The organism is Kitasatospora sp. NPDC059795, assembly GCF_042732175.1.
Lineage (GTDB): Bacteria > Actinomycetota > Actinomycetes > Streptomycetales > Streptomycetaceae > Kitasatospora.
On sequence record NZ_JBHWID010000001.1, the window covers coordinates 311,078 to 323,991 of the forward strand.

Sequence of the window (12,914 nt, forward strand, 5' to 3'; positions counted from 1 at the left end):
CGAATGCGCCCCCGATGAGCTGTCTGCACAGCCCCGCCCGCATCGAGTAGGTTGACGCCTTGTGGAGGAACTCGACCAGCGCATCGTCCAGCTGCTGCTGCAGGACGGACGGATGAGCTACACCGACCTGGGCAAGGCCACCGGCCTGTCCACCTCGGCGGTGCACCAGCGGGTGCGCCGCCTCGAACAGCGCGGCGTCATCCGCGGCTACACCGCCATCGTCGACCCCGAGGCGGTCGACCTGGCGCTCACCGCGTTCATCTCCGTCAAACCGTTCGACCCGAGCGCCCCCGACGACACCCCCGAACGCCTGGTCGCCCTCCCCGAGATCGAGGCCTGCCACAGCGTCGCCGGCGACGAGAACTACATCCTCAAGGTCCGCGTCCCCACCCCCGGCGACCTGGAGGACCTGCTCGCCCGCATCCGCGCCGCCGCCGGCGTCTCCACCCGCACCACCGTCGTCCTCTCCACCCCCTACGAGGCCCGCCCCCCGAAGCTCTAGCGGGACTGTCCGTAGTGCGAGACTGGTCGCCATGACCGAACGCACCGACCGGACCGTCCTGCTGCGCGGCGGCAACGTCTACAGCCCCGCCGACCCCTTCGCCACCGCCATGCTGGTGGAGGGCGAACACATCGCCTGGGTCGGCAGCGACGGAGCCGCCGAGGCGTACGCCGACGTCGCCGACGAGATCGTCGAGCTGAACGGCGCCCTGGTCACCCCCGCGTTCGTCGACGCGCACGTGCACGCCACCTCCACCGGCCTCGCCCTGACCGGCCTCGACCTCACCGACAGCGCCTCGCTCGCCGACGCGCTCGCCGCGATCGCCGCGTTCGCCGAGCGCCGTGCCGACGGCGTCCTGCTCGGCCACGGCTGGGACGAGACCCGCTGGCCCGAGCACCGCGCGCCCACCCTCGCCGAACTCGACGCCGCCGCCGGCGGGGCCGCGCTCTACCTGTCCCGCACCGACGTCCACTCCGGCCTCGCCACCGGCGCCCTGCGCGCCCTCGTCCCCGCGCTCGCCGACTGCGCCGGGTACTCCGCCGACGGCCCGCTCACCCAGGACGCCCACCACGCCGTCCGCCGCGCCGCGCTCGCCCACCTCACCCCCGCCCAGCGCCGCGACGCCCAACTCGCCACGCTGCGCCGCGCCGCCGAACTCGGCATCGGCGCGCTGCACGAGTGCGCCGGCCCCGACATCTCCTCCGCCGAGGACCTCGCCGCGCTGCTCGCGCTGGCCGCCGCGACGGACGGCCCCGAGGTCTTCGGCTACTGGGGCGAGCTCGGCGCGGAGGGCGTCGCCACCGCGAAGCGGCTCGGCGCGGTCGGCGCCGGCGGCGACCTGTTCGTCGACGGCGCGCTCGGCTCGCACACCGCCTGCCTGCACGACGCCTACGCCGATACCGACCACACCGGCGTCTCCTACCTGAATGCCGAGCAGATCGCCGAGCACGTCGCCGCCTGCACCGAGGCCGGCCTGCAGGCCGGGTTCCACGCCATCGGCGACGCCGCGATCGCCGCCGTCGTCGAGGGCGTCCGGGCCGCCGCCGACAGGCTCGGCGCGGAGCGCGTCAAGGCGATGCGGCACCGCGTCGAGCACGCCGAGGCGCTCACCCCGGAGACCCTCGCCGCGTTCGCCGAACTCGGCCTCACCGCCTCCGTCCAGCCCGCCTTCGACGCCGCCTGGGGCGGCCCCGACGGCATGTACGTCGCCCGCCTCGGCGCCGAACGCGCCGCGCAGCTCAACCCGTTCGCCGCGATGCTGCGGGCCGGCATCCCGCTGGCGTTCGGCTCCGACGCGCCCGTCACCCCGCTCGACCCGTGGGGCACCGTCCGCGCCGCCGCGTTCCACCGCACCCCCGAGCACCGGATCTCGGTGCGCGCCGCGTTCACCGCCCACACCCGCGGCGGCCACCGCGCCCTCGGCCACGACACCGACGGCGTCCTCGTCCCCGGCGCGATCGCCTCCTACGCCGTCTGGGCCACCACCGACCTGGTCGTCCAGGCCCCCGACACCCGCATCGCCGGCTGGTCCACCGACCCCCGCTCCGGCACCCCCGGCCTGCCCGACCTCACCCCCGGCGAACCCCTCCCCACCTGCCTGCGCACCGTCGTCCGCGGCCGGACCGTGCACACCCGCCACGGGTAGCCGGACCGCCCGAACGGGTGAGGTACCTTTCGGGGAACGTCGTACGAAGCAGAGAGATGGTGCGCAGGTGTCACTGCCCGTTTCGCAGGAGCGGCCGGTGGCCGAGGGGAAGCAGGACGGGGCGCCGAAGCGCCGCGGCCGCGGCGGATGGTGGGCCCGGACGGGGCTGGCCGCGGTGTCCGGAACGGCGATGGCGTTCGCGTTCCCGCCCTACGACGTGTGGCCGCTGTCGATCCTCGGGGTGACGGCGCTGACGCTGCTGACCCGGGGACGGCGGGCCCGGCACGGCGCCTGGCTGGGCTTCGTGTTCGGCGTGCCGTTCTTCGTGGTGCTGCTGTCCTGGCTGCGGGTGGTGGGCTGGGACGGCGTGGTCGGCCTGTCCGCGATCGAGGCGCTGTTCCTCGCGCTGATGGGCGCGGGCCTCGCACTGACCTCGAAGCTGCGCGGCTGGCCGCTGTGGGCGGCGATGCTCTGGGTCACCCAGGAGTGGGCGCGCGACCGGCTGCCGTTCGGCGGCTTCCCGTGGGGCCGGCTGGCGTTCGCCAACACCGCCAGCCCGTTCACGCCGCTCGCCGCGCTCGGCGGCGCCCCGCTGGTGACCTTCGCGGTGGCGTCCTGCGGCGTCCTGCTGGCCTGGGCGGCGCTGTGCGCGCTGCGGGCCCGCCGCTCCGACGGGGCCGTGCTGCCGTGGCGCGCCGCCGCGGGCGGCCTGGCGGCCGTCGCCCTGGTGCTGATCGGCTACGCGGTGCCGGTGCCGACCACGGCCGCCGACACCGTCAAGGTCGCGATCGTCCAGGGCAACGTGGACCGTCCCGGCATGGACTTCCTCGGCCGCCCGATGCTGGTGCTGAACAACCATGCGAGCACCACCGAACAGCTCGCCGCGGACGTCGCCGCCGGCCGGGTGCCGAAGCCCGACGTGGTGATCTGGCCCGAGAACGCCTCCGACCTGGACCCGTTCACCGACCCGGCGGCCTACGCCCGGATCGACCAGGCCGTGAAGACCATCGGCGTGCCCACCCTGGTCGGCGCGCTGGTCGACGGACCCGACCAGCAGCACGTGCGCAACGAGGGCATCGTCTGGGACCCGTCCTCCGGCCCGGGGGAGTCGTACACCAAGCAGCACCCGGTGCCGTTCGGCGAGTACGTGCCGTTCCGCGCCGAACTGTCCAAGGTGATCACCCGGCTGCAGCGGGTCGGCCGCGACTTCTACCCCGGCACCGGCAGCGGCGTCATGCACCTCGGCCCGGCCCGGATCGGCGACGTCATCTGCTTCGAGGTCGCGTACGACGAGATCGTCCGCGACACCGTCAACCAGGGCGGCCGGGTGCTGGTCGTGCAGACCAACAACGCCACCTACAACCGCACCGGGCAGACCGAGCAGCAGCTCGCGATGTCCCGGCTGCGCGCCGTCGAGCACGGCCGCGCGGTGCTGATCGCCGCCACCAGCGGCGTCAGCGCGGTGATCACCCCGGACGGCACGGTGCAGCAGCGCACCGCGGAACTCGACCAGGAAGTGCTGAGCGCCGTGGTGCCGCTGCGCGACGGCCAGACGATCGCCGACAAGGTCGGCGCCGGACCGGAGTGGGTGCTCGCCCTCGGCGGCCTGCTGGCCTGCGGCTTCGCCGCCGCCACCGGGTGGCAGCGGCGGCGGGCCGGCAAGCGGTCCTGAGGCGGCGCGCCGCGGCAGGCCGGCGGCCCGGCGGCGGAACACGACGCGTCGCCGGGCCGTTGTGCACAGTGGTGCCGTGAACGCAGCCGGAGCCGCCGGCCGCCGCTGAGAGCACCGCGTTGGAGTGGATCCGTACCGTGTCCCAGCAAGCAACCCCGGCCCGTCCGACCCGGCGCGGGCGCATCGCCCGGTTCGTGCCGCTGCTGATTGCCGCCTGGCTGGTGCTGGAGATCTGGCTGATCACGGTGGTGGCCGGCTCGGTGGGCTGGTTCCTGACGTTGGTGCTGCTGCTGGCCGGGGTGTTCCTCGGCGGCACGGTGATCAAGCGCGCCGGGGCGCGGGCGTTCCGCGCCGCCGTCGAACTCTCCAAGGACCCGAAGTCCGCGCAGCCGCAGACCGGCACCTCGATGACGGTGCTGGCCGGCCTGCTGCTGATGCTGCCGGGCTTCCTGTCCGACCTGCTGGCCGTCACCCTGCTGCTCCCGCCGACCCGCGCCCTGTGGCGGGCCGGCGCCCGCCGGCTGACCGGCAGCGTGCTGCGCTCCACCGCCCCGGTCGGCGCGGACCGGCTCGCCGACGCGATGCGGCTGCAGGAGCAGCTGCGCATCCACCGGCCCGACGGCAAGGTCGTCCAGGGCGAGGTCGTCGACCCGCCGGCCGGCCCCAAGGGCCCGGACACCGAGTACCGGCCGCCGATCGCTCCCTGAGTCCGCTGGGCCGCCCGGTCGGGCCTTCTGAGACCGGCTGGGCCCCTACCGGGCCTGCCGAGCCCGGCCGGGCCTTCTGAGACTGGACAGCGCTGAGACTGTGACTGGACAACGCCGAAGGGCCCCGGAACTTCCGGGGCCCTTCGGCAGTGGTGCGGTGTTTCGTCCGTCAGGCGGACTTGCGGGAATCGCGCGGGTGGACCGCCAGGTTCATCCCGCCCGAGCGGAGCACGGCCAGGCGCTCGGCCAGGACCTCCTCCAGTTCCTCGCGCGTCCGGCGCTCCATGAGCATGTCCCAGTGGGTGCGCGTCGGCTTGGTCTTCTTCTCCTCGGGCTCCTCACCGTCGAGGAGTGCGGCCTCCTGGCCACAGAAGCGGCATTCCCACACCACGGGGATTTCCGCCTCGACGGAGAACGGCACCTCGAAGCGGTGTCCGTTCTGACATGCATACTCGACGGTCTGGCGCGGTGCCAGGTCAATGCCGCGGTCGGTCTCGTAGCTGGTCGCCCCGAGTCGCGTGCCGCGGAGAGCTCGCTCGCTCATGAATCGTGCCTCCCGGGCTTCTTGCCCACAGGACTAGTGGTCGCTGTTCTTCGTCGATGGGTCCAACGCCCGACCTCCGACGAAGATTCCCGTCCGGGACATACGCCGCCTGTCGTGCCGCCCCTGTTTGTACCCATGGTCGCCCGATTTGTCACATCTGAGCGGTGATATCACCCGGCGTGTCACATTTTGTGTAGTTCTGGTTCGGTGCGAGCGGGGCCGGAACCGGGACGGTCAGGGGTGGGTCGGGGCGGCGTCCTTGGTGAGATTCACCTCGGCCCGGTCCGGTTCGGCCGGCGCGGGGGCCTCGGTGCGGGTGTCGCGGTGCGGCAGCAGTGCGATCACCGCGTCGCGCAGCGCCTGCGGGGAGTCCTCGTCCAGCGGGTCCGCCGTCGCCGGGACCTGGACCCGGACCGGGGCCGCGGTGCCGATCCGGGCGTAGCCGCGGCCGGGCGGGGTGTGCGCGGCGGGCGCGATGTCCAGCGGGACGCCCAGCCCGGCCGAGCCGGACTCGGAGGTGACCGGGCCGAGCACCACCCGGGCCCGGGTGCAGGTGTGCACGGTGGCGGAGATCCGGTCCCGGGCCTCCAGGTCGTCCACGAACACCACCGTGACGCGGGCGGCCCGGCCGTGCCGCAGCGGCAGCTCCAGCAGCTCCTGCGGGTCGGTGCGGCCCTCGGCGTGGGCGAGTTCGGACAGCTCGGTGAGGTGGTCCAGCAGGATCCACAGCGGCCGGGTGACGTCCGCGGGCGCGGCCACCCCGTGGTGGCGGGCCGCGTTCAGCGCCATCAGTCGCCGCTCGGTCTCCTTCGCCACCCACTCCAGCGCGGCCAGCGCCCCGTGCAGGCTGGTCTCCACGGTGTACACGCCCGGACGGTTCACCAGGCAGGCGTGCTCGCCGGTGCTCGCCCCGTCCACCACCACCAGGTCCCCGTGCGGCAGCGCCTGGAGCGCGATCGAGCGCAGCAGCGTCGAGGTGCCGAAGCCCGCCGCGCCGAGGGCCAGCAGGTGCGGCTCCGCCGAGCGCGGGCCGACCCGCCACACCACCGGCGGCTGCTGCTCGGTCACCCCGCCCTGCTCGACCGGGATGGTGCGGTGGCTGCCGGCGCCGTCGGTGAAGCCGAGGACGATCTCGCCCGGCGAGGTGACGAAGCGCTGCGCGACGATGTCGGCCGGCAGCGGGGCGAGCGCGCTCACCCGCAGCCGGTTGATCTCCTCGTCCCAGTCGAAGCGGTACTCCCGGGAGCGGCCCGCCTTGCCCTGCACCACCTGCTCGATCCGGGCCCGGGCGGCGGGCTCGGTGTCGGTGAAGTACGCCGGGTAGGAGATCTCCAGCGCGGTGATCCGCCCGTCCGCGTCGAACTCCCCGCCGGAGAACGCCGCCCGCCACTCGCCGTCCAGCCGGTACAGCGCGAACGGCTCGTCGAGGCCGCCGAGGTACGGGGTGAGCGCCGCGTACAGGGCCGTCAGCTTGACCTCGGCGAGGTCCGGCTCCGGCTCGGGCGCGGACTTGGGGCTGCGGCCGACCCAGGCGGCCGAGGCGACCAGCGCGACGAGCGCCAGCAGCGGGCCGTGCGGCAGCAGGAAGACGCCGAGCGTGACGGCCGCGCCGACCAGCAGCGTCGGGCCGCGCCGCTCCTTCGGGGTGGCCGCCCAGCGGGCCTTGGCCCAGTCGGCGTGGCGGCGCAGGCCGCGCCCGATCAGCGTCAGCGGCGTGAACACGTCGGCGGCGTGGTCGCCGGCCGAGCGGGCGAGGTCGCGGCCCCGGTTGAAGTGGCGGGTGAAGGACATGCGGACTCCCGAGGTGGGGTTCTGACGGGGGACCGGCCGCGGGCGGGGACGGCCCGGGTCGGCGAAAAGGCCCGGGGCGGCGGTGGGATCTCCGCGCCCGGGCCGCGAGGCGGCGGACCGCTCAGAACTTGAGGCCGCCGATCAGGCTGGCCAGGCTCGCGCCGCCCGCCTGGATGCTCGGGGCGATCGAGGAACCCGCGACGTAGAAGCCGAACAGGGCGCACACCAGGGCATGGGAGATCTTCAGCCCGTCCCGCCGGAAGAACAGGAAGGCGATCACGCCGAACAGAACGATGCCGGAGATGGAGAGAATCACGGGATGCTCCTCACGGGGGCGGGGACAATATGACAGAAAGTGCCTTCATGGTGACAAAAAGTAATAGATGATGGTGTGCGGCAAGCGGGTGGATCTCCGAAGGCCGCCCGAACGGCTGCCTCCCCCGCACGGACGACCCGGCCGCCCGCCCGACAACCGTCCGACGGCGGCCCGTACCCTTGACCGACATGGAGATCCGCACCACCGGCTTCGGGCACCCCGACGCCCAGAAGCTCGCCGCCGAAGTCCAGCAGGAGTACGTCGTCCGGTACGGCGACGGCGACCAGACCGCCATGCACACCGACCACTTCGACCCGCCCGCCGGGCTCTTCGTGATCGGCTACCTGGACGGCGAGCCGGTGGCCTGCGGCGGATGGCGGGTCAAGGAGCGCGACGCCGACGGCCTGCGCGACGGCGACGCCGAACTCAAGCGGATGTACGTCGTCCCCGGCGCCCGCGGCAAGGGCCACTCCCGCGCCCTGCTGCACCACCTGGAGCAGGCCGCGATCGCCGCCGGCCGTACCCGGATGGTCCTGGAGACCGGCACCCTGCAGCCCGAGGCGGTCGGCCTGTACGCCTCCGAGGGGTACGTCGAGATCCGCAAGTTCGGCTACTACAAGGACCACGAGCAGAGCATCTGCATGGGCAAGGAACTCGTCGGCCGGGACACCGCACCGGGCGCTGACGCGCTGTAACTTTCGCACCCGCAGGGCCACTGGGAGCGGCCGCCGGACCGGACGACCCGGGCGGCGGCCGCTTCGCCGTTCCTCCGGTCCGCCGCAGGTCGGCGCAGGTCGGCGCAGGTCCGCGCGGGGACGGATGCCCTGGTGGTCCAACGGGCCTGGTTCGCGGGTGAGTCGAGGGGCCGGGAAGCGGCGGTGGCGGTCCGTTGCCCGGGGCGCGCGGCCGATCGTACGGTCCGTCCACCCACCCACCCCCCGGAAGGACGAACCATGGCTGCACAGTTGCGCGCAGCACGCCGGCGCGGGCGCGCCCTCGCGGCGCTCGCCGTCGCCGCCGCCGGCGGACTGCTGGCCGCCGCCACTCTCGGCAGCGGCCCCGCCGGAGCCGCCGGCACCCCCCTGCGCGACCTCGCCGAGGCCAAGGGCAGCTACTTCGGCACCGCCGTCACCCAGTCCGACCTCGGCAACTCCACCCTCACCGCCGTCGCCGGCGCCCAGTTCGACATGGTCACCCCCGGCAACGAGATGAAGTGGGACACCACCGAATCCTCCGCCAACACCTTCAACTTCGGCCCCGGCGACCAGATCGTCTCCTTCGCCAAGGCCCACAGCATGCGGGTGCGCGGCCACACCCTGGTCTGGCACAGCCAGCTGCCGTCCTGGGTCGGCAACCTGCCCAAGACCCAGGTGCAGGCCGCGATGGAGAACCACATCACCACCCAGGCCACCCACTACAAGGGCCAGGTCTACTCCTGGGACGTCGTCAACGAGCCCTTCAACGAAGACGGTTCGCTGCGCACCAGCCCCTTCTACAACGCGATGGGCAGCGGCTACATCGCCGACGCGCTGCGCACCGCCCGGGCCGCCGACCCGAACGCCAAGCTCTACCTGAACGACTACAACATCGAAGGCGCCAACGCGAAGAGCGACGCCATGTACCAGCTGGTCTCCTCGCTCAAGTCGCAGGGCGTGCCGATCGACGGCGTCGGCCTGGAGAGCCACTTCATCGTCGGCCAGGTCCCCAGCACCATGAAGGCCAACATCCAGCGCTTCGCCGCACTCGGCGTCGACGTCGCCATCACCGAACTCGACGACCGGATGCAGGTGCCCGCCAGTGCCGCCAACCTCGCCCAGCAGGCCACCGACTACGCGACGGTGATCTCCAACTGCCTGGCCGTCAGCCGGTGTGTGGGCGTCTCGCAGTGGGGCGTCGGCGACGCCGACTCGTGGATCCCCGGGGCGTTCGGCGGCTACGGCGCCGCCACCATGTACGACAACAACTACCAGCCGAAGGCCTCCTACACCTCGGCCGCCACCGCGCTCGGCGGCGCTGCGGGCTCCCCGTCGCCGTCCCCGTCCCCGTCCTCCTCGCCCTCGCCGTCCACCCCGCCCAGCGGGTCGGGCTGCAAGGTCGGCACCCAGGTCAGCGCCTGGAACACCGGACTGACCGAGAACATCACCGTCACCAACACCGGCGGCAGCGCCCTCAACGGCTGGTCGGTCAAGTTCACCCTGCCCGGCGGGCAGAGCGTCAGCAGCGCCTGGAACGCCACCGTCAGCCCCGCGAGCGGGCAGGTCACCGCCACCAACCTGCCCTACAACGCGGCCCTCCCGGCCGGCGGATCCGTCAGCTTCGGGTTCAACGCCGACCACACCGGCAACACCGCCGCCGCCACCGGGTTCTCCCTCAACGGGGTTGCCTGCACGGCCGGTTGAGCCACGGGCTGCCGGGCCGCGCCCGCCGGGACGAAACCTCCTCGCGAGGGCGGGCGCGGTACGGCATCCTGACGGCGATGAACGAGAACAGCGAACTGAGCGAAGCCGAACTGCGGCGGATCGCCGAACGGCTGGCCGGGATCGGCGGCATCGTCGGCGTCTGCCTCGGCGGCAGCCGGGCACGCGGGGCGCACACCGCCGGATCCGACTACGACCTCGGCCTGTACTACCGGGCCGGCGAACTGGACACCGCCGCGCTGCGCCGCCTCGCCGCCGAACTCTGCGGCCGGCCCGTCGAGGTGACCGAACCCGGCGGCTGGGGGCCGTGGGTGGACGGCGGCGGGTGGCTGCATCTGGACGGCGTCCGGATGGACTGGATCTACCGGGACGTCGCCAGAGTCCGCCACTACGCCGCAGAGGCCCGGGCCGGCCGCTACCTGAGCGGCTCGCAACCCGGGCACCCGTACGGTGTGCCGTCCTACGCGTACGTCGGCGAACTGGCGCTGGGGTTGGTGCTCGCCGAGCAGGACGGCACACTGGCGGATCTTCAGGCCGAAGTGCGGGAATTCCCGGCCGAGTTGGCGCGCCGGCTGGAGGCGGAAGCCGGGTGGGAGGTGCCGTTCGCGCTCGCCAACGCGCGCAAGGGCGCGCGGCGCGGCGACGCCGCGTACGTACAGGGGTGCCTGTTCCGGGCGGTCGGGCTGCTGGTGCACGCGCTGCACGCGCGGGACGGGCGGTGGCTGGTCAACGAGAAGGGCGCGATCGCCTCGGCCGGTCAACTGGCCTGCGCACCTCCGGAGTTCGAGCGGCGGGCGCAGGCTGTCTTCGCGCCCGGGTCCGCCGACCCGGACGCGCTCGGCGCGGTGCTGGACGCGGCGGAGGCGCTGGCGGCCGAGGTGCTGGGGGAGGCCCGGCATGGCTGAGTTCGTCGAACTGGTCACGCCCAGGCTGCTGTTGCGCCAGTGGCAGGACGGCGACCTGGACCGCTGGGCGGAGTTGAACGCCGACCCCGAGGTGCGTCGGCACTTCGGCAGCGTCCTCACCCGCGCCCAGGCCGCGGCCTCGCTGGAGGCCTTCCGCGTCGAGCTCGCCGAACGCGGCTGGGGCTGGTGGGCCGTCCAACTCCGCGACGACGGGCGGTTCCTGGGCTTCGCCGGGCTCGACCCCGTGGACGAGGAGGCCCCGGTCGAGGGCGTCGAGGCCGGCTGGCGCCTGCACCGCGACGCGTGGGGCCACGGCTACGCGACGGAGGCTGCGCGGGCCGTACTCCGGTACGGCTTCGAGGAGTTGGCGCTGCCGGAGATCCTCGCCCTGATCGCCGCCGGAAACACGCCCTCGCGCGCGGTGGCGGAACGCCTCGGCATGACGCACGACCCGACGGTGGACTTCGACGACCTGACGCTACCCCCGGGGCCGCACCGCCGCACGGTGGTGTACCGCACCGCCGCACGCCACCCTGGTTAGAGCACCGCCGCCCAGAAGGACGCCTCGTACGCCTGCATCAGGTGGGCGGCGTGGCGGGCGGCGTCCGGGGAGTCGCCGGTGTCGAGGGCGGATTGGAGGAGGGCGAGGGCGGTGGGTTCGAAGTCGGGGGGCAGGGTGGCGAACCAGCGGAAGAAGGCGGTGGCTTCGGCGGAGAGGCCGTAGTGGCGGGGGAGGGCGTCGGCGAGGCGGGCGCAGTAGCCGCCCCAGAAACCGAAGTTGGCGAGGAGGGCGAGGACGGTGTCGGCGAGGGCGCCGGACTGGGCGAGCCAGGCGAGGTAGTGGGGGTAGGTCTGGGCGGCCGCGCGCGGGCGGTGGGCGGCGAGGTCGGCGGGGGAGAGGCCGACGGCGGCGGCGAACGGCGGCAGCAGGTCGAGGGCCTGGCCCTCGCCCTGGGCGAGGCCGAGGAAGAACCCGGCGGAGGCCGGCGTGGAGTCGGCGAAGCGGGCGGCGAGGAGGGCGAAGGAGCGCCGGTCGCTGTGGATGATCCGGTACTCCTCGCCGGCGATCCGTCGCAGCGCCTCGACGGGTGCGGTGCCCGCCTCCACCAGGTCGACCAGCCGGTTCTCGGCGGCGGCGGGGGCGAGTTCGGCGACGGTGCGCTCGTACAGGTCCCGTGCACTGGTCATGGGGGCACCTCCTGCGGGGACGGCCGCGGACACCCGGCTCATGCTAGAGCTGGGTGTCCGCGGCCGGGGGAGCGCCGCGCCGGGGACGGCCGGTGCGGGAGGCGGCGTCAGGCGGGCAGGCGGAAGGTGCCGACGATGCTGGTGGCGCCGAGGACGTACGGCTCGATGGCGGCGGTGACCTGATCGTACGTCAGGTCCGCGGCGGGGAGCGTCGGGGTGGAGAGCGCGTACAGGGTGAAGACATAGTGGTGCGGCTGGCCGGTGGCGGGCGGGCAGGGGCCACCCCAGCCGACGACCGGCCTGCCGTAGGTGGCGAAGCTGTTGGTGCCCTGGGTGAACTGGAGCCGGCCGTGGCCGTCGATGCGGTGCGTGGAGCCCGGGATGTCGTACAGCACCCAGTGGTGCCAGCCGCCGGCCAGCGGGGCGTCCGGGTCGTTCACCAGCAGTGCGTAACCGGCCGTGCCGGCGGGCGCGTTGCGCCAGTCGAGCTGGGGCGCGAGGTTCTTGCCCTGGCAGGACGAGCCCTCGGAGCCCGGCCCGCCGAACTCCGTCCACTGCGGGAGCTTGCCGCCGTCGCGGAAGTCCGGGCTGGTCAGGGTGAACGGCGTGAGGCGGGCCTGCGAGGAGGCTTCCGCGCTGTTCGCCGGGGCGGCGGCGGTGAGCGTGCAGGTGACGGCGAGCGCGGCCGCCGCGACGGCGGCCGTTCGGAACGCGGGCAGGCGAGAGCTGATCAACGTGACCCCCGTGTCGTTGATGTGATGGCCCGTCAGAGAATCGGGCGGCCGCCAGCTAAGCCGCCAATCGCCGAATGGTCAAGGGTTTGGACACCGACGACGCGGGTCAACGCCGGGCGGGACGAGGGTGCGGTGGGCGCGGCGGACGAGGGCGGCGAACCGGTCGGGGTGCGGAACAGGCGGAGTGCGCGGTGGCGGCGTGGAAGCGGCGCTCACCGGACCGGAGCGACAGATCGGAGCGGCCGTTGAGGTAGGGCGTCGGGGTGGTCAACTGCCGTGCCAGGGACAGGGGATCGGTGCGGAGCAGCTCGGCGCCGGCCTGGCCGAAGGCGGGCATGGCGAGGCCGCCGGCCAGCACGGCGTCGGCGGACTGCGCGGGCGGCGTGCGGCGCAGGACGTGGGCGTTGGGGGCGGCGGCGGGGTCGGGGTCGAGGCGGTCGAAGAGGTGGCCGAGGACGGAGTGCGCCGTGGGCAGCGGGCCAGTCCGTGCGGG

Annotated in this window: 13 protein-coding genes and 1 pseudogene; 8 read left to right on the top strand and 6 right to left on the bottom strand. The window is 73.9% G+C overall.

From position 1 onward, the window contains the following. Positions 1-61: 61 nt before the first annotated feature. From ACFV4P_RS01465 to fxsA, 4 genes are all read left to right on the top strand, one after another. A complete protein-coding gene (locus ACFV4P_RS01465) occupies positions 62-502 on the top strand; it encodes an Lrp/AsnC family transcriptional regulator (protein WP_380466084.1) in 441 nt (146 codons plus the stop codon). Positions 503-533: 31 nt separating this feature from the next. Next, positions 534-2,147: an amidohydrolase gene (locus ACFV4P_RS01470; RefSeq protein WP_380466086.1), complete on the top strand. Its 1,614-nt coding sequence runs from the start codon at positions 534-536 to the stop codon at positions 2,145-2,147. 97 nt (positions 2,148-2,244) lie between these two features. Next, a complete protein-coding gene (gene lnt, locus ACFV4P_RS01475) occupies positions 2,245-3,819 on the top strand; it encodes an apolipoprotein N-acyltransferase (protein ID WP_380466088.1) in 1,575 nt (524 codons plus the stop codon). Between the two features lie 137 nt (positions 3,820-3,956). Continuing rightward, positions 3,957-4,526 (top strand): FxsA family membrane protein, encoded by a 570-nt coding sequence (fxsA, locus tag ACFV4P_RS01480; protein ID WP_380466090.1) that lies wholly within the window; start codon positions 3,957-3,959, stop codon positions 4,524-4,526. Positions 4,527-4,695: 169 nt separating this feature from the next. Here the strand turns inward: fxsA and ACFV4P_RS01485 are convergent, their stop codons facing one another. The 3 genes from ACFV4P_RS01485 to ACFV4P_RS01495 all read right to left on the bottom strand — a co-directional run bounded on the left by ACFV4P_RS01485 (position 4,696) and on the right by ACFV4P_RS01495 (position 7,177). Continuing rightward, on the bottom strand, positions 4,696-5,070 hold the full coding sequence (locus ACFV4P_RS01485) for an RNA polymerase-binding protein RbpA (RefSeq protein WP_073816413.1): 375 nt from the start codon (positions 5,068-5,070) through the stop codon (positions 4,696-4,698). A 234-nt stretch (positions 5,071-5,304) separates the two neighbouring features. Next, a complete protein-coding gene (locus tag ACFV4P_RS01490) occupies positions 5,305-6,861 on the bottom strand; it encodes a hypothetical protein (protein ID WP_380466092.1) in 1,557 nt (518 codons plus the stop codon). A 121-nt stretch (positions 6,862-6,982) separates the two neighbouring features. After that, positions 6,983-7,177: a hypothetical protein gene (locus ACFV4P_RS01495; RefSeq protein WP_014134294.1), complete on the bottom strand. Its 195-nt coding sequence runs from the start codon at positions 7,175-7,177 to the stop codon at positions 6,983-6,985. A gap of 188 nt (positions 7,178-7,365) precedes the next feature. Here ACFV4P_RS01495 and ACFV4P_RS01500 point away from each other — a divergent pair, with 188 nt between their 5' ends. The 4 genes from ACFV4P_RS01500 to ACFV4P_RS01515 all read left to right on the top strand — a co-directional run bounded on the left by ACFV4P_RS01500 (position 7,366) and on the right by ACFV4P_RS01515 (position 11,040). Then, positions 7,366-7,872, top strand: a complete 507-nt coding sequence (locus tag ACFV4P_RS01500; RefSeq protein ID WP_073816409.1) for a GNAT family N-acetyltransferase — start codon at positions 7,366-7,368, stop codon at positions 7,870-7,872. 258 nt (positions 7,873-8,130) lie between these two features. Beyond that, positions 8,131-9,576 (top strand): endo-1,4-beta-xylanase, encoded by a 1,446-nt coding sequence (locus tag ACFV4P_RS01505; protein ID WP_380466094.1) that lies wholly within the window; start codon positions 8,131-8,133, stop codon positions 9,574-9,576. A gap of 77 nt (positions 9,577-9,653) precedes the next feature. After that, positions 9,654-10,499 carry a nucleotidyltransferase domain-containing protein gene (locus tag ACFV4P_RS01510; protein WP_380466096.1) on the top strand — a complete coding sequence of 282 codons (846 nt, stop codon included), beginning with the start codon at positions 9,654-9,656 and terminating at the stop codon, positions 10,497-10,499. Next, on the top strand, positions 10,492-11,040 hold the full coding sequence (locus ACFV4P_RS01515; RefSeq protein WP_380466098.1) for a GNAT family N-acetyltransferase: 549 nt from the start codon (positions 10,492-10,494) through the stop codon (positions 11,038-11,040). The genes ACFV4P_RS01510 and ACFV4P_RS01515 overlap by 8 nt, the downstream gene beginning before the upstream one ends. Here ACFV4P_RS01515 and ACFV4P_RS01520 read toward each other — a convergent pair. The 3 genes and pseudogenes from ACFV4P_RS01520 to ACFV4P_RS01530 form a co-directional block, all read right to left on the bottom strand. Further along, positions 11,037-11,687: a transcriptional regulator gene (locus tag ACFV4P_RS01520; RefSeq protein WP_380466100.1), complete on the bottom strand. Its 651-nt coding sequence runs from the start codon at positions 11,685-11,687 to the stop codon at positions 11,037-11,039. The two genes, ACFV4P_RS01515 and ACFV4P_RS01520, sit on opposite strands and share 4 nt — an antisense overlap. Before the next feature lie 107 nt (positions 11,688-11,794). Then, positions 11,795-12,421 carry a YbhB/YbcL family Raf kinase inhibitor-like protein gene (locus ACFV4P_RS01525; RefSeq protein ID WP_380466102.1) on the bottom strand — a complete coding sequence of 209 codons (627 nt, stop codon included), beginning with the start codon at positions 12,419-12,421 and terminating at the stop codon, positions 11,795-11,797. Positions 12,422-12,527: 106 nt separating this feature from the next. Continuing rightward, positions 12,528-12,914: pseudogene (locus ACFV4P_RS01530) on the bottom strand (hypothetical protein); the annotation flags it as partial.